This is a genomic window from Neobacillus mesonae (assembly GCF_001636315.1).
GTDB lineage: Bacteria > Bacillota > Bacilli > Bacillales > Cytobacillaceae > Neobacillus > Neobacillus mesonae.
Window position 1 is genome coordinate 2,444,371 of sequence record NZ_KV440949.1, and the last position, 18,784, is coordinate 2,463,154.

At 46.7% G+C, this 18,784-nt stretch carries 18 protein-coding genes; 2 read left to right on the forward strand and 16 right to left on the reverse strand.

The genetic code is table 11. The features are described from left to right. The first annotated feature begins 207 nt into the window (after positions 1–207). Positions 208–666, forward strand: a complete 459-nt coding sequence (gene gerQ, locus A6749_RS11565; RefSeq protein ID WP_066389622.1) for a spore coat protein GerQ — start codon at positions 208–210, stop codon at positions 664–666. Positions 667–716: 50 nt separating this feature from the next. Here gerQ and A6749_RS11570 read toward each other — a convergent pair whose 3' ends face one another. The 13 genes from A6749_RS11570 to fdhD form a co-directional block, all read right to left on the reverse strand. Further along, positions 717–1,088, reverse strand: coding sequence for a DUF423 domain-containing protein (locus tag A6749_RS11570; RefSeq protein ID WP_066400934.1), 372 nt, complete (start codon positions 1,086–1,088; stop codon positions 717–719). A 121-nt stretch (positions 1,089–1,209) separates the two neighbouring features. Beyond that, the gene (locus tag A6749_RS11575; protein WP_066400935.1) at positions 1,210–1,518 is read right to left on the reverse strand and encodes a YwdI family protein; all 309 of its coding nucleotides are present in this window, start codon (positions 1,516–1,518) and stop codon (positions 1,210–1,212) included. 205 nt (positions 1,519–1,723) lie between these two features. Then, positions 1,724–2,743: a thiazole biosynthesis adenylyltransferase ThiF gene (locus tag A6749_RS11580; protein WP_066389624.1), complete on the reverse strand. Its 1,020-nt coding sequence runs from the start codon at positions 2,741–2,743 to the stop codon at positions 1,724–1,726. A gap of 156 nt (positions 2,744–2,899) precedes the next feature. Continuing rightward, complete coding sequence (gene moaD, locus A6749_RS11585) at positions 2,900–3,133, reverse strand: molybdopterin converting factor subunit 1 (protein ID WP_066389630.1); 234 nt, start codon at positions 3,131–3,133, stop codon at positions 2,900–2,902. Continuing rightward, positions 3,126–3,593, reverse strand: a complete 468-nt coding sequence (locus tag A6749_RS11590; protein ID WP_066389632.1) for a molybdenum cofactor biosynthesis protein MoaE — start codon at positions 3,591–3,593, stop codon at positions 3,126–3,128. Before A6749_RS11590 ends, moaD begins: the two co-directional genes overlap by 8 nt. 12 nt (positions 3,594–3,605) lie before the next feature. Continuing rightward, on the reverse strand, positions 3,606–5,528 hold the full coding sequence (locus A6749_RS11595; RefSeq protein ID WP_066389634.1) for a molybdopterin biosynthesis protein: 1,923 nt from the start codon (positions 5,526–5,528) through the stop codon (positions 3,606–3,608). Between the two features lie 14 nt (positions 5,529–5,542). Further along, on the reverse strand, positions 5,543–6,775 hold the full coding sequence (locus A6749_RS11600) for a molybdopterin molybdotransferase MoeA (RefSeq protein ID WP_066389636.1): 1,233 nt from the start codon (positions 6,773–6,775) through the stop codon (positions 5,543–5,545). A gap of 16 nt (positions 6,776–6,791) precedes the next feature. After that, positions 6,792–7,388 carry a molybdenum cofactor guanylyltransferase gene (gene mobA / locus A6749_RS11605; RefSeq protein WP_066389641.1) on the reverse strand — a complete coding sequence of 199 codons (597 nt, stop codon included), beginning with the start codon at positions 7,386–7,388 and terminating at the stop codon, positions 6,792–6,794. A gap of 21 nt (positions 7,389–7,409) precedes the next feature. Further along, entirely contained in the window at positions 7,410–8,225 is an 816-nt protein-coding gene (locus tag A6749_RS11610; protein ID WP_066389643.1) for a formate dehydrogenase accessory protein FdhE, read from the reverse strand. Between the two features lie 208 nt (positions 8,226–8,433). Further along, a complete protein-coding gene (locus A6749_RS11615) occupies positions 8,434–9,123 on the reverse strand; it encodes a formate dehydrogenase subunit gamma (RefSeq protein ID WP_066389645.1) in 690 nt (229 codons plus the stop codon). Beyond that, positions 9,116–9,937 carry a 4Fe-4S dicluster domain-containing protein gene (locus A6749_RS11620; RefSeq protein WP_066389647.1) on the reverse strand — a complete coding sequence of 274 codons (822 nt, stop codon included), beginning with the start codon at positions 9,935–9,937 and terminating at the stop codon, positions 9,116–9,118. Before A6749_RS11620 ends, A6749_RS11615 begins: the two co-directional genes overlap by 8 nt. Next, positions 9,934–12,915, reverse strand: coding sequence for a formate dehydrogenase-N subunit alpha (gene fdnG, locus A6749_RS11625; protein WP_084798070.1), 2,982 nt, complete (start codon positions 12,913–12,915; stop codon positions 9,934–9,936). Before fdnG ends, A6749_RS11620 begins: the two co-directional genes overlap by 4 nt. A gap of 191 nt (positions 12,916–13,106) precedes the next feature. After that, the gene (gene fdhD / locus A6749_RS11635) at positions 13,107–13,901 is read right to left on the reverse strand and encodes a formate dehydrogenase accessory sulfurtransferase FdhD (RefSeq protein WP_066389655.1); all 795 of its coding nucleotides are present in this window, start codon (positions 13,899–13,901) and stop codon (positions 13,107–13,109) included. A gap of 263 nt (positions 13,902–14,164) precedes the next feature. On the opposite strand from fdhD, the gene pdxK reads away from it, so the two are divergent. After that, positions 14,165–14,980 carry a pyridoxine/pyridoxal/pyridoxamine kinase gene (gene pdxK, locus A6749_RS11640; protein WP_066389656.1) on the forward strand — a complete coding sequence of 272 codons (816 nt, stop codon included), beginning with the start codon at positions 14,165–14,167 and terminating at the stop codon, positions 14,978–14,980. Positions 14,981–15,060: 80 nt separating this feature from the next. Here the strand turns inward: pdxK and A6749_RS11645 are convergent, their stop codons facing one another. From A6749_RS11645 to A6749_RS11655, 3 genes are read right to left on the reverse strand one after another with little or no spacing between them, the layout of a single operon-like run. Further along, a complete protein-coding gene (locus A6749_RS11645; RefSeq protein WP_066389658.1) occupies positions 15,061–16,137 on the reverse strand; it encodes a Ger(x)C family spore germination protein in 1,077 nt (358 codons plus the stop codon). Continuing rightward, positions 16,137–17,228, reverse strand: a complete 1,092-nt coding sequence (locus tag A6749_RS11650; RefSeq protein WP_084797813.1) for a GerAB/ArcD/ProY family transporter — start codon at positions 17,226–17,228, stop codon at positions 16,137–16,139. Before A6749_RS11650 ends, A6749_RS11645 begins: the two co-directional genes overlap by 1 nt. Positions 17,229–17,254: 26 nt before the next feature. Then, positions 17,255–18,745, reverse strand: a complete 1,491-nt coding sequence (locus A6749_RS11655) for a spore germination protein (RefSeq protein WP_066389660.1) — start codon at positions 18,743–18,745, stop codon at positions 17,255–17,257. Between the last annotated feature and the right edge of the window lie 39 nt (positions 18,746–18,784).

Sequence of the window (18,784 nt, forward strand, 5' to 3'; positions counted from 1 at the left end):
GAGCTTTTTTATTTTCCCGCCACATCCTCAAGTCATATATCCTCATTTTATCTCATACTATTAAACAGTGAGTGTATAAGCTAAGCCCCGAAAAGCCAGACCCTTATAGAAAAAAATAATTCCTGCCCTTATACGTACCTAATTTGGGGTTTATGGAGTATGAATACAATGTTGGCCAATGATTATTTTTTAATAGGAGGGAAAAAGATGTCATATTATAATCCTCAAGGGTACCAGCCTTATACTGGTGCAGCCGGGCAGCAGGGAGCACAGCCGATGGCGGGAGGTCAGGCGTTCCAACCGACGCAGCAGCAATTTCCACCGCCAAGCACCGGCGTTGTGCCTAGACCGCCATCGGGAGCTCCGTCCATACCAGGCATGCTGCCAATTGAGCAGTCATACATTGAAAACATTTTACGTTTGAACAAAGGAAAATTAGTCAGTGTGTTTGCCACCTTTGAAGGCAATACACAATGGAATGCCAAGGAATTCAAAGGGATTATCGAGGCTGCCGGAAGAGACCATGTTATTTTAAGTGATCCGCAAGTCGGCACCCGCTATCTCATCCCAATGGTAGCGGTCGACTACATCACCTTTGCCGAGGAAATCGAGTATGATTATCCATTCGGCGGCGGTCCTCAGTTAGGTACTTTTCCACCACGTTAATAAAAAAGGCATTGGAGCTATTTTTAAAGCCCAATGCCTTTTTCCATCTGTTAAAAATGTTTCACCGCACCGACAATCAACAAAATCCATGCTGCTAAGAAACAAACCCCGCCAATCGGCGTAATTGCTCCTAATGGCCCGATTTTTGTTAGGCTCAGCAAGTACAAGCTGCCGCTAAACAAAACAATCCCAATCAGCATCAACCAGCCCGACCAAGAAAACAATGAGCTTGTTGCGGCCTTTCCAAGCAACAGAGCAATCACCAATAGTCCCGTCGCATGAAACATCTGATACTGCACACCAGTCTTCCAAATCTCCAAATAATGCGCATCCAGCCTATCCTTCAACCCATGCGCCCCAAAAGCCCCAAGCGCCACCGCCAAAAACGCATTAACCGCACCAATCACAATAAACGTCTTCATCATTCACTTTCCTCCCATTAATGAAGCATGGGGACAGTTCTCGTGCCCTAACGCGCAGAAGCCCTTTTTGCGGCCAAAATCACTATATCCGCCTTTCCTGCGCCCAGCCGAAACTTGCACCTTAAAAATCAAACAACGAATCCCCGTTTGCTTCATCATCTAGTTCCAGTTTTTTCGGCTGAAAGGTGGATACCGGCTGTGATATAGGTATAGATACCCCCTGCTGCTGTACCGCAACAGGCACCTGCCGGCTAATGACCGGTTCATTCCATGATTCCGCCGTCTTCAACTGGTTTTCTTCAAGTATCAACTCGCATAATATTTTAATAGAGTGAACTCTTTCTCGCAAGCTTTCCTGCTTGGGAGCCGCCTTTGCCTGGTTTAATTCCTCTTCCATCTTCGCCAACAGCTTTTGCACCGAAATATTCACAAACGCCACCTCTGCCATTCAATCTCGTCTCTATTCTACATGAGTATCGTCGTTTTTTCGAAAAATTAGACCCCTCGACATGTTTCCGCATGTTTCACGTGGAACATGTCGGAATTTGGAAAAAGTATTCCCAAACTATTAGTTCCAGATTTAGCGTTGGATTTTAAGCCTAAAAAACCCGTACCTTAAAAGTACGAGTTTATTATCATCCCATAATCCGCTGATAAATCGTCTTGGCATGTGTTAAATCCTTTGTTCCATGAATAAGGGCGCGGCCGTCTTGAAAAATAACCATCCGCTCTCCGCCCATTTCAACCGACAGCAAATACGGGTTTCCTTTTACCTTATAGCCAAGTGAGCATAGCTGGGCAGAAAGCTGCTCTAAGGAAATCTCCCCTGCCTTTGCGGGACGGATCTGCACAGTATCCCTGCCGCAAAGCACTGTTGTCTTTGTCATATTCTCACGGTCCAAATATGGATATGTCCGCTCCTCACCGCAGGACAAACAGCCGGCAAACTTAGCCTTCGACATTTTCATGCTTGAGTATTGATTGCGCCACAAGTCAAAGCTGACAAACGAAGTCCGGACAGCCTCCCAATCCTCTACAAGCATCTTCAACGCTTCGGCTGTCTGGTGGGAAATCACCATTTGCACCGTCGGCGAAATAATTCCGCCGGTATCGCAGGTCATCCCTTGCAGCGGAATTGTGCGGAGCAAACAATTTAGACATGGTGTTTTTCCCGGTATAATCGAAAAACTCATCCCGAAGCTGCCGACACACGCCCCGTAAATCCACGGAACATTATATTTTTGGGCAGCATCATTCATTGCCATCCGTGTTTCAAAATTATCAGTGGCATCGATCATGACGTTTACATCAGGGACCAGCTCTTCCAGCATTTCTGGTGTTGCGTCGCCAATGATTGCGCGTACTTCCACGTCCGAATTAATCGCCTTTAGCCGTTTTTCTGCTGCCGCTGCTTTGGGAAGTTTTTCAGCCACATCCTCTTCGGTATACAGCTGCTGGCGCTGCAGATTGCTTGCCTCTACATAATCGCGGTCCACAATCGTGATTTTGCCGACTCCCGCGCGTGCGAGGATTTCAGCATTTCCCGATCCCAGTGCGCCGGCGCCGATGATAAGGACATGCTTGCGGCTTATTTTCTCTTGGCCTTCTTTCCCAATCCCGGGGAAGAGCACTTGCCGTGAATAGCGTTCGTTCATTTTTTATCCCCCTTTTGAAAGGAAAACTCGCCGGGTTGGCGAGCTTTTAAGAAGTTTTCTATTTATTGGCGTCTTTTATATTAGCGGATTTTTCTCTTTTATTAGCGAATTTCTCTGTTATATTAGCGATTCGCCAACGTTAGCCGCACAAACTCCTCATCCCCCGCTAACCGGAGGGATTAACGCGATCTCATCGCCGTCCTGGATAACCTCATCATTGGACGCAAACTCTTCATTAATCGCCGTCATCACAGTTTCAAGCCGCGGCAGGTCGTATTTCCCGGCCAATTCGGCCTTCAGCTCAGCTACTGTTTTGCCGCTAGCCTCCACCATAAGAGACTCTTCGCCGACAACATCGCGCAAATGGGCGAAAAATAATACCTTATTCATCTAAATCACCTGCCTCGGGTTTTCCGCTCGGGTAGGCGACCGTTTCCAATTGATTGCCTACCCACTCTTCGCCGTCCTCCCAATGCTCTTTTTTCCAAATGGGGACGATTTCCTTAATCCGCTCAATCGCATAGCGGTTCGCTTCATAAGCATCGGCACGGTGCGGCGTCGACACCGCAATCACAACCGCCACATCGGTAATATCAAGGCGCCCCACCCGGTGGGTAATCGCTACACGCGAACCTTCCCAGCGCTCCTCAATTTCCTTGCCAATTTGCTCAAGTTTCTTAACCGCCATCGCTTCATACGCTTCATAGATTAAAAACAAAGTTTTTTTGCCATAAGTTAATTCACGGACGGTGCCGATAAAGGTCGTAATCGCGCCGGCTTCGCGCTGGACGACCTTATCAATAACTGATTGTATGTTAATCGGTTCTTTTGAGATTTCGTAGAACTTCAATGAATTCACCTCTTAGTCCAAGCACTTCGGCCCGGCATTTTCCACCACTTGATAACCGCCAATCTGCTCCACCCGCGCTTTGAAGGCAGATGAATGTATAATCTTCTGCAGCAGCTGGCCTTGCTCACTTTCGAAAAACTCGCGCGTCATCAATAAATCATATTCTTCATCAGCAACCGGTACAAACTCTAACCCCATCGCTTTAGCCGCCGGGTAAATACCCAAGCCGGCCGCTCCAGAGTCGCTGTTCACTTCAGCTGCCACTGCCAAATGCGAGAACATTTCCCGGTCGTAGCCGGTAATCGCTTCGGGCTCCAAACCAGTCTCTTCCAGCAGCAAATCAAACAGAATTCTCGTGCCTGCCCCTTTTTGCCGGTTAACAAAACTGACGCCTTTTTCTGCCACATCAGCGACCGACTTGATTTCAAGCGGATTGCCCTGCGGCAGAATCCAGCCCTGCTTTCGTTTTAAAAATGGATACAAAACAACGTCCTGCCCGGCTAATATTCTTTTTACATATGAAATATTATATTGCTTCGTCTCCGGTTCAAGCAAATGAATCCCGGCCACATGGGCCTCGCCTTTGCGAATTGCCATGATGCCGGCCATACTGCCAACGTGGGAGGAAACAATTTTCATCTCGGTCCGCTCCCGTTTCAGTTCGGATGACAACAGGTCAATCGTTAAGTCATGACTGCCGGAAAACACGATGGCGTTCTTAATTTCCTCAAGCGGGCGGAGGAGCTCCACTTCTGCCTCATCCCCCTGCTCATAACCGATCACGTTCGGCGGTACTATCAATAAACCGTCCGCCCTAACAAGGGACATTGTCACCCCAGCTGCCCGTGTCAACGGGTTGGCGACAAATCGCCCGTTTATATAGCCGATATTCATCCGTACAAAGTCCTCAGACCCCATCGTTGAGACAATCCGGCGGCCAAGCGTTACCTTCACTTTCTGCCGCTCAGGCTCTGGAATTCCCAAGTACTTGCAGACAAGCGGGCGGACGAACCACTCTAATGCCAGATAAGCGGATACCGGGTAGCCTGGGACACCGACAACGATTTTACCATTTATTTTTCCTAAAATCACCGGCTTTCCCGGCCGTGCGGCGACCCCGTGAGTAAACACTTCACCGATTTCCTCGATAATATGTACGGTGTAGTCCTTGCTGCCCGCGGAAGAGCCGGCATTGATGACGATAATATCAGAACTGCCCACCGCCTGTAAAAGCGCCTCTTTAATCTTCTCGGGTTCGTCCTTTACAATCGAACGCAGCTTCGGCTCGCCGCCCCATTCTTTAATAAAATTCGCAAATACCGTACCATTGAATTCAATAATTTTTCCCGGATCTATTTCGGCGCCAACCTCTACCAGCTCATTGCCGGTTGGAATGATGGTGACCACCGGCTTCTTAACCACCGGAATGACTGTCAGCCGGGAAGTCAGCAGCACTCCTAGATCTGCCGGCCGCAATACATGCCCCTGCGGAAACAGCATTTCCTCCTGGACAATATCCTCGCCAATTGGGCGGATATGCTGCCATGGGGTTGCCGGCTCGATGATCTCAATAGTCTCGTCATCGACGACATGCACATGTTCAATCATGATCACCGCATTGAACGGCGATGGAATCGCATTGCCAGTGTCAACGTAGACAAACTGCTCCCCCTTTTTCAACAACAGCGGATTTTGCTCATGGGCTTCATATGTAGTTTCGGCCATAACTGCGATGCCATCCATTGCCGAGGCATGGTAATGCGGTGTTGATACCGGTGCAAAAAGCGGCTCTGCGGTAATACGTCCTAGGGCATCGGCAGTGGAAATGTATTCTTTTTCCGGAGTCAGTCCGAACTCTTTTAAAATTTCATCCCGAGCCTCTGAACGCGGCTTATCTTCTAGGTAAATTTTCCGTTTGTAGCGCAGCTGTTCCATGAATCGAGGCCCCCTTAACGTGATGGAATCACAGGGACATATTCGCCCTGTGAAACTCCTTCTTTTCCTGAACTAATCTCGACAATGCCGTCGCTTTTAACGAGCGTGGTGATTAGACCGGATTTGCCGATAATCGGCTCCGCCCACCAATCGCCGGCTTTTTCCTCCAGCCGGACACGGATATAATCAGACCGTCCCGGGGAGGAAGGGATATTTTTCGTCATCCGAGCATAAATCCGCTCCGGTTTTTTCTGGATGACTTCCCCTTTCAAGAGCCGGATGATCCGTTCGCCAAACAGCTTGAAGATAATCATCGCCGAAGCCGGGTGTCCCGGAAGGCCTATGACCGGCTTGCCATTTGCCACTGCTAAAATCGTCGGCTTGCCCGGCTTGACTGAAATCCCATGGACAAACACCCCCGGCCCCCCAAGAGATTGAATGACGTCAGTTGTATAGTCCTTGGCCCCGACCGAGCTGCCGCCGGAGACGATTAAACAATCAACCTGCTCATACAACTCTCGCGCCTTTTGCTGGAATATCGCAAAATCATCTTTGACAATCCCGCCGTAAATGACATCGACATTCCACTCACTGGCAAGGCCTAAAATCGTTAAGCCGTTAATATCGCGAATCTGTCCCAGCGATAAAGTTTCCGTCTCATATGGAACAATCTCATCTCCGGACGAAAGGTATCCGACCTTTAGTTTGGAAAAAACCGTTACATGGGTGATGCCGAGAGAGGCAAGCGCCCCTAATTCCTGCGGACGCAGCTTTGTCCCTGCCTCAAGAAGCACCTCGCCCGCTTTAATATCTTCGCCAGCTCGAATGACATTTTCCCCCGGCGCCACCTGCTTATATGTATTCAACAGACCGTCAACATCCTCACAATGCTCAATCATGATGACCGCATTGCTGCCTTCTGGGAGCATGCCCCCGGTTGGGATGTACACCGCCTTGCCGTGTGTGACTTTGGTGTCAGGCACCTCGCCCATTTTCACCTCGCCGGCCACCGTTAAAAAGCCGGGCATGGATTCGGAGGAACCATACGTATCTTTCGCACGGACGGCATAACCGTCGACAGTTGAACGGTCAAAGCCTGGCACATTTTCCTTCGCGGTCACCGGCTCTGCCAGTATATAATGCAGGGCTTCCTTCAGTTCCCTCACCTCGGTCCCCGCTGCTGCCGCTATGTTTTCATCGATTAAGGCAAATGTCTCTTCAACTGTTTTTACTTTGAAAAATTGCATGGTTCCCTTGCTCCCCCTATTCTGTTTCAGCCCATTTTTTAGCATCCTCGTAATCTTGTGGATGGTTCATATTGAAAAAAATGCGCTGGATCTCTATGTCGTTAAAATCTGTAAAGTCGTTTTCCGTTACGTACCGTACACGGACGTCATCAAGCAGATGCTTCATCCGCAGCCTGCCTTCTTTAATACACTTCGCCGCCGCGGCCGCTAAATCCTTTTTATACACCGCGAATAATGGGTGCTCTTTGCCGTCGACGACAGGGACAACCGCATCCACATCGCGGCAGTAGCTTACCATTATCTTAGCGAGTTCCGCCGAAACAAACGGCATGTCACAGGCAACGACAAGATTCACCGCATGACTGCTTGCCTCTAGACCCGCATGAAGCCCCGCGAGCGGTCCCATTCCCGGGTATTGATCCCCAGTCATTTTTACCCCGAGAAACTCGTACGCTTGTGAATCATTCGTTACTAGAATTATATCATCAAAGACTGGTTTAATCTTGTCTCGAATTCTCTCAATATTCATTTTATTATTAATTTTTAAAAGGGACTTGTTTGTCCCCATTCGGCTTGACTTTCCGCCTGATAAAATAATTGCGGCAGCTTGCATCTCTTAGCACCTGCTTCTTGGCTAATTTATGTATTGCTCAATTTTTGCACTATCCGGGTAATATCCGTTTTCCTGGGCGACAAGATCTAAGTGGAGGGAAAGTAAATCTAATAGGGAAGTACTCGGTTTTTCAATTAATTGTCTAATATCGACAATTTTAATATAGCCTCGACATTCATTGCAAACCTGGATTTGTGAGATGGCATCGCCTTCAATCGTCAAATAATCAAGCTTCGTATGGTCGCTGCAGCCGCATAACGAACATTCGAGCCTTCTTGCCGGCCAATGGGCATGACAGCGCGGGCAGCGGATCACCTTTTTGCCGTCCTCTTCCAGTGTGGCGAGTCTAATCGGCTCACAGCATACAGGACAGGCAGAATCCGGGATGACAGGATGAAGCTGGTGCTGGACTTTTTCAGCCGCCGCCTGTATATAAGGGCGAAGAGCTGTTTCTGCTATAAAATAGGGGATCCAATCATCAATCCCGTGTTCCTGTGCGAAATCATTAAAATAGCGGTAATCCCATGAGAGTGCATGTTCAATCCATTTCTGCGCCGTGTCGGCATCAAGCTGACCGCTCATTTTTTCAAGCATAAACTTAAGGTCCGGCTTGTTATTGATTAATATCGTACTTATTTCCGTAATCAACTGTAAATAAAGCGGTAAATCGAAAGCAATCTCTGCTGATTCTATGGCTGGAATGCCCTCCGCCATCATTTCCCGGGTTAATTCAATCTTAATGTCATTTGGATCCATCATTTTCTTCCACTTATCCTGAAGTGCGAAAATTTGCCTTTGAATCGTCATATAATTTTTTGTGACAACGGATTTATCCATGATGTTACACCTCTTTCGAATATTTTAAGGCGGAAAATATAAAAAACTTCATGAGGACAATCTAGAGGCTCTCCCCATCGGATCTGTTCCCATAAACGCTTTATGAGGACAATTCTGCCCCTTTCCCCTCGCTTCTGTTCTCATAAATGCTTCATGAGGACAATTCGGGAGATTCTTCTCTCTAAAATGTCCTCATGAATTAGCGGTGTCAGGCACCCTTATCAATATCAGGGAAATTTCCCTTTTTCACTTCAGCGTCATACCATTCGGAATAGTGGCTCTTGGCCCACCAGGCGGGGACTTTGCCGGTTACAACACCGGAATATCCCGGTCGTGAGTTTTTGTGCACAACACTGAGATAGACATGGCCGACAATAACAGCTATCGCCAAACCAAAGCCAACGTTATGGAAGAAGTATCCCCATTGAACCAGGGCCCTTGGAAACAGCTGTGGAAACCACATGGTGAACCCGGAGCCAATAATCAAGATGGCACAAACAATTTGCAAAATCGAGTTGATTTTTTCCCCGGCATTAAAGAAAGTCTGCCTGACATGCTTGAATTTAAAGCCAAACAATTCTTTCACAAACTCGGTAAAAAACTGCAGGTCACGCTTTTTCCAAGTGACAAGCTCCTTCATCCAGCGGAAGAAGCCTTTCCGGTCAAAAATCAAAAAGATGATAGTTGGTGTGCAGAACGTGACGGCAAAAATCCGGTGCAGCAGACGGGCATTCGTCGGACCGCCGAGTACCGGATACAGCCAATCGAAAAACTCCGTGTACATCGGCAGCGCCGTAATATATAAAGCAAAGAACGAAATGGCATTCACCGCATGCGCCCAGACAAATGCCTTTGAAAAACGCCTTACTTGGACATCAGGCCGAGCCTTCTTACTCATGACCCTCACCCCCATCTTCATGCTCAGCTTTTTTACTAAAAAGCTTGTTGGCGACAAAGGCACCGACAACAGCCATCGTGGTGGCCCCAATCATCGCCTTGCCGATTGGCTGAGCGTAGTCCTTCCAAAGCACCGCGGATGTCGGGACCTTCGGATTTTCAGGCAGGCCATAAACAGACGGTCTCTCCGCTAAAACATAAATCGTATGGGTGCCTCCCACGCCCGGCGGGTTATAAACCATTGCGTTCGGGTAGCGACCCTTAATTTCCCGGACACGCTTCTCCGCCTTCTGAATCATCGCCTCCCTCGAGCCAAACTCCATTGCTCCGGTATGGCAGGTTGTGACGCAGGCAGGCTGCATTCCTTGGTCCAAACGATCGGTACACATGGTGCACTTATGGGCCTTGCGGTACTCCTTGCCATGCTTATCCTTGTATTCCTTCAAAGAAATCACTTCAAACGGGCAGTTTTGCACGCAATAACCGCAGCCGACGCACTTGTCCTGGTCAATCACAACCGAGCCGAATTTCGTATAGCTGATGGCATTCTCTGGGCATACCTTTTCACAAGCAGCATCTGTGCAGTGGAAGCAGGAGGAATGGCGGAATAAGTAGTCAAGTCCCCCTTTACTATTTTCATGCTCGATATACTGCAGGACATTCCAGGTGTCTGCCGTTGTTTTCGGATGCGACTGGACACTGCCGAGAAAATCAGTCGGTTCCGCCGGCAGGTCGTTCCAGTTTTTACAGGCAACCATGCAGGCCCGGCAGCCGTCGCACTTCGTTACATCGACGTACTTTACATATTTCGTCATACATCAGCCCTCCTGACATCACAAAGGAATGCTTTATATTCAGGAATCATCGTGTTGGCGTCACCGATATGCGGTGTCAGGCGGTTCGCTGTATCCCCTGTGGCAAAGCCTTTATAGCCGAAATGCCATGGCATGCCGATCTGGTGTACCTTCCTGCCGCCCACCATATACTGCTTAAAGCGTTTGGTGACCATCGCATAGGCCTTGATTTCGCCGCGGGCGGAGCTGACAATAATTTGATCCTTATTCTTGATGCCTTTTTCTTTGGCAAGCTCTTCACTAATTTCTACAAACATGTGGGCCACAAGCTCGGACAGCCACTCTTGGTTCCGGGTCATCGAACCTGACTGCCAATGCTCGCTGACACGGTAGGTAGTGGCGACTATTGGAAATTTGCCCTTTTCACCTTTTTTATTAAAATCGCCTGCAATCACGACTGCCGCCGGGTTCAACTGCTGGCTGGAAAAAGCGTTCGGCACCGGACTTTCGAACGGCTCATAGTGCTCTGGGAACGGACCGTCGTTTAAGGTTGGGGCAAACAGCAGCCCGACACCGTCCTTATTCATAATAAATGGGCCAGCTCCGCCAGGCTCATTCGGAGCGACAATCGGCTTAAAGTCAGGGACATCATTGCCGACCCACAGCTTCTGTACCGGATCCCACCAAATCACTGCCTTTTCCTTGCTCCACGGTACACCGCTCGAATCTGCAGAGGCACGGTTGTATAGGATCCGCCGGTTTGCCGGCCAGGCATACGACCAGTTGAGGAAGTTGCCGCCGCCCGTATCGTTGTTATCACGGCGTTTAGCCAGGTTTTTCCCTTCTTCTGGGTAAAAACCTGAATAAATCCAGCAGCCGCTTGATGTGGAGCCGTCGTCCATTAATGCCCCGAAACCAGCGACCAGCTTTCCGGTTTTCAAGTCATAACCGTTAATTTCTTTACAGACAAGGTCAATATCCGGTTCATGACCGCTTCCATAATTCCAATCCAGCGCTTGAATCGGCTGATCCGCTGACTTGGTGCTGCCTTTATACATCGCTTTCAGTCTAAGGGCCAATTCATGAATGATGTCAAGGTCCGGACGCGCTTCTCCTCTTGAGTCGATTGCCTTCCAGCGGTATTGCATCCAGCGCGAGCTATTCGAGACACTGCCCTCTTTTTCATAGGAGGCGCTTGCCGGGAGCAGGAACACTTCGGTATTGATGCTCGCCGGGTTGCTGCCGGCTTCTTTTTGCCAAAACGAGGCGGATTCGGTTTCCCAAAGGTCCACGGCCACGAGCCATTTCAGCTTGCCGAGGGCTTCTTTTTCCTTGCCGGCATTAGGTCCGCCGACAACCGGGTTCGTGCCGAACAAGAATGCTCCGTCGAGTTCACCGTCGTACATCGCTTTGAACAGATTGATATGGGAATAGTTTTTATTTCCCTTTGGTAAAAATTGATAGCCAAACTCGTTATCCTTCGCCGCATTTTTTCCGTACCAGGCTTTCAGCAGACTGACGACGAATTTTGGTTTATTGCTCCAATAACCAGTTGGCGGTGTTTCTTTTTCCAAATAGCCCTTCAATGTGGCATGCTCCGGTACACTTGCTTTCGGAGCCCCGAGGTAGCCTGGGAGCTGATCGAATAAGAGCGCAAAGTCTGTAGAACCTTGAACATTTGACTCGCCGCGCATCGCGTTAATACCGCCGCCCGGGATGCCGATATTTCCTAATAAAAGCTGTAAAATGGCATAAATCCGGACGTTTTGCGAGCCGACGGTATGCTGGGTAGTGCCCATGGCATACATGATCGTGCCGGATTTGTCAGGCCGGCCGGTTTCACAGAAGGCCGCACAAACATCGAGATAATCTTGCTTTGGTGTTCCGGTTACGGCGATGACCGTGTCGACGTCATAACGGGAATAATGCTTTTTCATGAGTTGAAAAACAGACCTTGGGTGCTGTAATGACTCATCCTTGATAGGAGTTCCGTCTTCTGCTGTTTCAAATGCCCATTTTGTCTTATCATAGGTACGCGCTCCTTCGTCGTACCCAGTGAACAATCCATCGTTAAAGTCATAGTCTTCTTTTACAATAAAAGAAGCATTGGTGTATTTCCCGACGTATTCTTTTTGGATGAGATCGTTTTCTATTGCGTATTTAATCATGCCGCCGATAAATGGAATATCGGTCCCGGAACGGAGTGCAGCATACACATCCGCCTGCGAGGATGTCCTTGTAAACCGCGGGTCGACGCTGATGATTTTGCCGCCATTTTCTTTTGCCTTCGTTAACCATCTGAAGCTGATCGGATGGTTTTCTGCAGGATTGGCCCCGATGATTAAGGCACAATTCGTGTTCTGCAGGTCATTCCAATGGTTGGTCATTGCTCCACGTCCAAATGTTGGTGCCAGACCGGCAACCGTTGAACTGTGTCATATTCGCGCCTGGTGCTCAAGGTAGACGACACCAAGCCCTCTCATCAGTTTCGCAAGTAGATATGTTTCCTCATTATCAAGTGCCGCGCCGCCAAGGCTGGCAATTCGTTCTGTTTTATTTACGGTCACGCCGTTTTCTTTTTCAATGAACGAAGCATCCCGGGCTGCCTTTGTCCTTTTCGCGATGGTTTCCATCATCCAATCCCAATCTTTTTCAACCCACTTCGAGCTTCCAGGCGCACGGTAAAGCGGTTTGGTCAAACGTTTTTCCGAGGTGTACAGCTGTCTTATGGTCGTCCCTTTACTGCACAGCTTTCCTTCGTTTATCGGGTTATCCGGATCTCCTTCCGTATAAACCACGGTATTGTTTTTGGTGTGAACGAGAATTCCGCATCCGACACCACAGTAGCAGCAAATGGTTGGCGTTATTTTTGTTCGGGCAATCTTGAATTCTTTTGTCTTCGCATAGGCTTGTTTCTCATTGAAGCCGAGCTCGGCGATGGCAAGAGTAGCCGCAGCCGCCCCTGATAGCTTCAAAAATTGCCGCCGGTTTAGGTTCATTTCAACCATTTCCAATCTCCTTCCCAAAATTGACTTTAAAACATCCCTAGAAATGCGGAAGCGCCTCGATTAGGGGCGACAAGCACAAGACGAGCCGGCGAGAAGGCTGCCCTTTAGTCTTCTTGACGGATTGGCTTGTGACCTCGAGCCCCTAGGCGCTGCAGCTAGACAACAACATGTCTAACCTTCGTTTAATGACGTGTGGCCAGTTCGCCCCCTTCCAGGCTTCTCTCTACTGCAGAATCTGCCGCGAGGTCATTCTCGACTCTGCCTGCTGAGGTGTAGATCGCCGCCATTTTCCCTCTTAAATACCCGACGACCTCAATATTTAAATACCTAGCCAGCTGGACAGCCTGCTTGGTAGCCGCTGTGCGCGAGCCAATCACAGGAAAGCCGAATTTCGCGGCCTTCGAGAGCATTTCATATGAAACCCTTCCGGTTGTCAGAAGTATCAGCCGGCTGGGTTGCAAGCGGTTTCTTAAAGCGTGGCCAATAATCTTATCAACGGCATTATGCCGTCCAATGTCTTCGCGAATGGTGAGGCGGCCGGTTTCATCAACAATACAGGCGCCGTGCATCCCGCCTGTTTCAAGATAAAAGCGGGAGTTTTGAGCAAACTCGCTGCGCTTTTTAAGCAAATAACTAAGCTTATAGGTTTGGTCCGCAGCAGCGGCCTTTTGGAAATTTTTCACATCGGTCATCGAGAAAAACGTGACCCCTCTGCCGCAGCCTGCTGTATAATGCTTCTTCTTCGTAAAAAATTGGTCTGCACCAAAATCGGTGCGGAGGGAAACATGGATGCTGCCCATTTCATCATTGATGGTAATCGCCTTTATATCATCAGCATCCGTAATAAACCCTTCTGAAAATAAATAACCGCACGTCCAATCCTCGAGGTCGAATTTCGTTAATTGAAAGACAGCGATTTCAAAACCGTTTATGATCAAGGAAATCGGATATTCATCAGGACACCCCTTATGACCCATCATGCATCCCCCCTGCTTCAAAATAAAAACTACTGCTATTGCCATGGATTACCTTTAATCATAAAAATCGCCATACCCCTTGTATGTAAGAAAAATCACCCAAATCCCACAAAAGCAGGAATTGTCACGTAATTGTCAAAAAAGCAAAAAGGTGTCAGGCACCATGTGAATATGGTGCCTGGCACCTTTTTTCTGCTAATTTTTTTTAATTGATTTATAATAATAAATGAGATTTAGTCAGATTTTGCAGGAGGGTATACATCATGTCGATTAAGAAGGTAATGACGATTGCTGGTTCGGATACAAGCGGCGGTGCTGGGCTTCAGGCAGATTTGAAAACATTTCAGGAGCTTGGCGTTTATGGGATGACTGGGCTTACCTGTATTGTGACCATGGATCCAAACAACGGCTGGCATCATAACGTGTTTCCGATCGATGCCAGTATTCTAGAGAAGCAGCTGGAAACGATTCTATCCGTTGGCATTGACGGAATGAAAACAGGTATGCTTGGAACCGTGGACATTATTGAATTAACCGCTAGAAAAATTGACGAGCACAAATTAGAGCGTGTCGTCATTGACCCTGTTATGGTTTGTAAGGGGGAAGACGAGGTGCTGAATCCGGAAACGGCCGATGCCATGCGTGAACTGCTTTTACCACGCGCACTCGTAGTGACACCGAACCTTTTCGAATCAGGCCAGCTTGCTGGAATGAAAACGCCAAAAACATTAGAAGACATGAAACAGGCAGCTGCCAAAATCCATGATTTAGGAGCGAAAAACATCCTAATTAAGGGCGGCAGCAAGCTGCAGACAGAGGAAAAGTCGATTGACCTGCTTTATGATGGAAAAGAGTTCAAAGTGTACGAATCAGAAAAAATTGAAACAACCTTCACACACGGGGCCGGCTGTACAAACTCCGCCGCCATCGCTGCGGAACTGGCAAAAGGAAAGTCCGTTTATGAAGCGGTACAAATATCAAAAGACTTTGTATCCGCGGCAATTCAGCAGGGCTTCCGTTTAAATGAATACGTCGGTCCTACATGGCATGGCGCATATCGCAGCGGCTTAGAAAAATAATATTTAAAGGTGCCCCAAATCAAAGGGCACCTTTTTCGATACAATTAAATTCTTCAAACTGCCTTCAAACCCTTCCACTCTTAATCAATTACACCCTTTTCTAAAATTTCTACATCTACTTTTACCTTTATTTTTACATCGGGATATTGTTCTAACCACTTTTGGGCATTAAAATTCCTTGTGCGGCTTCTTACTTCATTTCCTAGCCCTAGTGGGTCAATCTTTAATTGCTGAAATGTGGCGATCATGTCCGAGGCCTGCCGCTCTAATTGTTTTCTCATCTTTTGCTTAATCTCGGCCATTTCCTTTTCCGTTGTCCTTTTTCCCAGTGTTTCCCTAATAATTCCTTTTACCTTTAGCTGTCCAGTGATCTTCGGAAAGGTTTTGGAATTCTCGATACGAAATTTATGAGCGGTCTTAATATTTTCGATTGCCACATAATGCTCTTCACCTAATTTAAGTTTATAAATTCCTAGCTGAAAATTCTCTAATAAGGCCTTAAACACAAATTGATGGTCTGGGTGAAGGGTTTTTACATAACGCTCGCCCTTAAGTAAGGCAATCCCTTTTATTCGCACTTGCTTCCCTTTATGTTCGAGCACTGGTAAAAAGGGATCGCTTAACTTTGAAAAGTAGTTATTAAGAAAGTGGTGAAGGTTATAGGTGGGTACCAACCCCGCATTTATATTTTGATCAATTAGCATGGATAAAATAGCACCGGTATCACGGTCTCCATACTTTTTCTTTAATAGCGGAGCCGTTTCTCCATCTACAACAGCAACCAAAAGCCTTTCACTAATCGATGGGTCTCTTTGTAATGTATCAACCGAATCTCCAATTCCGTGCTTGGCCAATTCCTTGCTATATAGTGCCACTTCCAATTTGCCGTTTACCAGCTGCCGTGGAGAGCTAAGATTCATTTTTCTAAGGGTTTCTTTACTTAGTTCATCAGATGCTGTTAAGGTTTCATTTCCAACGCTTTTATCAGGATTAAATATTGGAACGACAGATGTGGCCTTTATCCGATTCTCACCAGCATAGTCATACCCTACGGCTGACTCCATATTCACATCGTCTAAAATCTGACTTGGCACCCTTCCAAACAAAAATGCAGATAAACTTATAAATATTACCGCAGCTATCTTTACCTTTTTCATCATGACTTTCCCCTCACCTTATAGCGAATGTGAAAGCAAATAAACAGCAGAGGCAAATATAAAAATATAATATAAAAACCTATTTCCGTTATCCAATCATTAAATTGTTGGATCTTTTCTCGATTCGTTAAACTACAACTAACAATAAAACAAATAAATAAAAGCAGTACGAGCGATTTTCTCTGTTTTACCTTAAACAACTGCTTAATTGCCCGGCTCGCTGCCCAAAACATTACGCAAATGATCGGCATCATCACAACCGCCCAAGAGGTTACCCCGATAATTTCGAAGCGTTCAACAAACGGTAATTCAACAATCTTCCACATCATTAACGTTGGCCAGATAACTGTTTTTAAATATTCCTTTTCAAAATAGGCTAATGTTATCACCATAATAAATAGATACAAGGCTGTAGTAAAAAGGTTTGCAAAGTGCGCCCATTTCTGTGAGCTTTCCGGCCTCTTAATAAACGGATAATAAAATAACACATATTCAAACCCAGAAAAAGTAAACCCTACGCCCTTTAAAGATTCTGCCATCTCTATGAAGGAATGATCGAAAACGGGCAGGAGATTCCGAAAGTTTGAAAACTCAATTGGGGCAAAAAATGTAAAAATCAAATAAAAGGGCACGACCACAGCCAAAAAGCATACCCCAGTAACAACGCGAAACCCGCCAATTACGACATAATAGACTCCGAGTAATATGACTAGGGCAAATGGCCATGTTTTCAATAATGGGAACATCCATACTTGAACAATTTCAATATACGAACGAAGAACAATAGTCGCCTGTGAGAGAATAAATAAAATATAAAGGGTGCTTAAAAAATTTCCAAGCCACTTGCCAAATGTCTGTTGATGAATAGAAATTAAATCGCCTTTATTTTTATTAAGCATCGAGTAAAGTATCCAAATGAGAAAATGAATAACGATGCCTGTTGCAATAATAGAAATCCACGCATCATTTCCAACGATTTTAACGAGACTCCTCTGGTAACTAAGAACCCCAATCCCGTACTGAGTCCCATGTACCAGGAACATTACAAGAAACGGTGAGACCAAAAACTCACTTTTCATTTGCGTATTCAAAAAAATGCCCTCCCTGCAGAAGACTGCTACTCATCTATATCCTTCACCTCATCCGCTTTTTTTACTGGAAAGCGATTGGGGTCTTTTGTTTGTAAAAAATGCGGCCTGTTCGATTGCATTGAAAACGGCAAGCGGATAAAGGCATCTTTTAAATCCTTCAGCCTTGGCGGGTAAATAGGTTCCAGATACGGCCGGCCAAGCGACGTTAAACGCAGCAGATGAGTGATTAAAAACAAAAAAGCAATAGCAATTCCAAGCAATCCCCACAAATACGCCATTAACAAAAACGGGAAACGAAGCAAACGAATCGTATTACCCATACGGTATACCGGAGTGGTGAACGAAGCTAGAGCGGCAAGGGCAACAATAATTAGGAGTACGTTACTCGTTAATCCAGCATCAACGGCAGCTGTTCCAATAACGATACCGCCCACGATACCGATGGTTTGTCCGACCTTAGACGGCAGCCTGGCCCCTGCTTCCCTTAAGAGCTCAATTGTTAGCTCAAGAATAATCGCTTCAAGGATCGGCGGCAGCGGAATATTCCGTCTTGAAGAAACCAATGTCACCAATAAATCCTTCGGTATTAATTGATAATGATAGGTTAATACAGCCACATAAATCGGGGTAATTAAAATGGAAAACGATACCGCAAATACCCGAACTAACCTTAAGAAAGATGCTATTTGCCAATTGAAAAAATAATCTTCAAAGGCGTTAAATAGCTCCGTGATTGATATGGGTCCAATAAGGACATGGGAAGATCCATCTACAATAATTACCACACCGCCTTCCCCCAGTGCGCCTGCTACACGGTCTGGCCGCTCCGTATCAATTAATTGTGGAAACAGGGAAGTACTATTATCCTCAATTAATTGTGAAATAAAGGAACTATCGAGAATTTGATAAAACTGCAGGTTTTCGAGACGCTGACAAACAGTATTAACGTTTTCCTGATTCGCAATGCCCTCTATAAAGATCACAGCAACCTTTGTTTTTGAAAGTTTTCCAATCGTATATTCTTTTACCTGTAATTCCGAGATTGGCAGTCGGGTGCGAATTAAATTTAAATTCGTCGTAATCGATTCGACAAATGCCTCTTTCGGTCCAACTACGCTATACTCCTCTTCAGGAATTGTGACTTCACGGGATTTCTTCATTTCCGCTCGTACAAGGGCACAAGCTGCATCCGTCTCGTGGAGCTGAATCAAAACGGAACCTCTAAATAAAGCATCCTCAATTTTTTGTCGCTCACTAGTAATAACAACATCTTCAAAAGGAAGTGCCGCCTTTACCGCTTCTAAAGAAGTGAGGTCTGTTTTATGTAAATTAGGAAGAATATCACGATGTAAAATCTCAACATCAATTAACGAGCCGAAATAGGAAATCCAGTACGGCTGCGGTGTCTGTGGGTTGTGAAAATGGACAAAATCACCCGACTTCTTGTAATACTGGATGAGGGCAGGTAGTGTAGCTTGATCCTGAACAGCTGGTGCTTTACGAAACCAATTTCTCATGGAGTATGCCCCCTAATAGCCATAATAAACAAATGTTTC

Excerpts from the sequence above, each read along its gene's own strand:
- gerQ (WP_066389622.1), top strand. The coding sequence starts at position 208 with ATGTCATATTATAATCCTCAAGGGTACCAGCCTTATACTGGTGCAGCC.
- A6749_RS11570 (WP_066400934.1), bottom strand. The coding sequence starts at position 1,088 with ATGAAGACGTTTATTGTGATTGGTGCGGTTAATGCGTTTTTGGCGGTG.
- A6749_RS11580 (WP_066389624.1), bottom strand. The coding sequence starts at position 2,743 with ATGAACGAACGCTATTCACGGCAAGTGCTCTTCCCCGGGATTGGGAAA.
- moaD (WP_066389630.1), bottom strand. The coding sequence starts at position 3,133 with ATGAATAAGGTATTATTTTTCGCCCATTTGCGCGATGTTGTCGGCGAA.
- A6749_RS11595 (WP_066389634.1), bottom strand. The coding sequence starts at position 5,528 with ATGGAACAGCTGCGCTACAAACGGAAAATTTACCTAGAAGATAAGCCG.
- A6749_RS11600 (WP_066389636.1), bottom strand. The coding sequence starts at position 6,775 with ATGCAATTTTTCAAAGTAAAAACAGTTGAAGAGACATTTGCCTTAATC.
- mobA (WP_066389641.1), bottom strand. The coding sequence starts at position 7,388 with ATGCAAGCTGCCGCAATTATTTTATCAGGCGGAAAGTCAAGCCGAATG.
- A6749_RS11610 (WP_066389643.1), bottom strand. The coding sequence starts at position 8,225 with ATGGATAAATCCGTTGTCACAAAAAATTATATGACGATTCAAAGGCAA.
- A6749_RS11615 (WP_066389645.1), bottom strand. The coding sequence starts at position 9,123 with ATGAGTAAGAAGGCTCGGCCTGATGTCCAAGTAAGGCGTTTTTCAAAG.
- A6749_RS11620 (WP_066389647.1), bottom strand. The coding sequence starts at position 9,937 with ATGACGAAATATGTAAAGTACGTCGATGTAACGAAGTGCGACGGCTGC.
- fdhD (WP_066389655.1), bottom strand. The coding sequence starts at position 13,901 with ATGGGTCATAAGGGGTGTCCTGATGAATATCCGATTTCCTTGATCATA.
- pdxK (WP_066389656.1), top strand. The coding sequence starts at position 14,165 with ATGTCGATTAAGAAGGTAATGACGATTGCTGGTTCGGATACAAGCGGC.
- A6749_RS11645 (WP_066389658.1), bottom strand. The coding sequence starts at position 16,137 with ATGAAAAAGGTAAAGATAGCTGCGGTAATATTTATAAGTTTATCTGCA.
- A6749_RS11655 (WP_066389660.1), bottom strand. The coding sequence starts at position 18,745 with ATGAGAAATTGGTTTCGTAAAGCACCAGCTGTTCAGGATCAAGCTACA.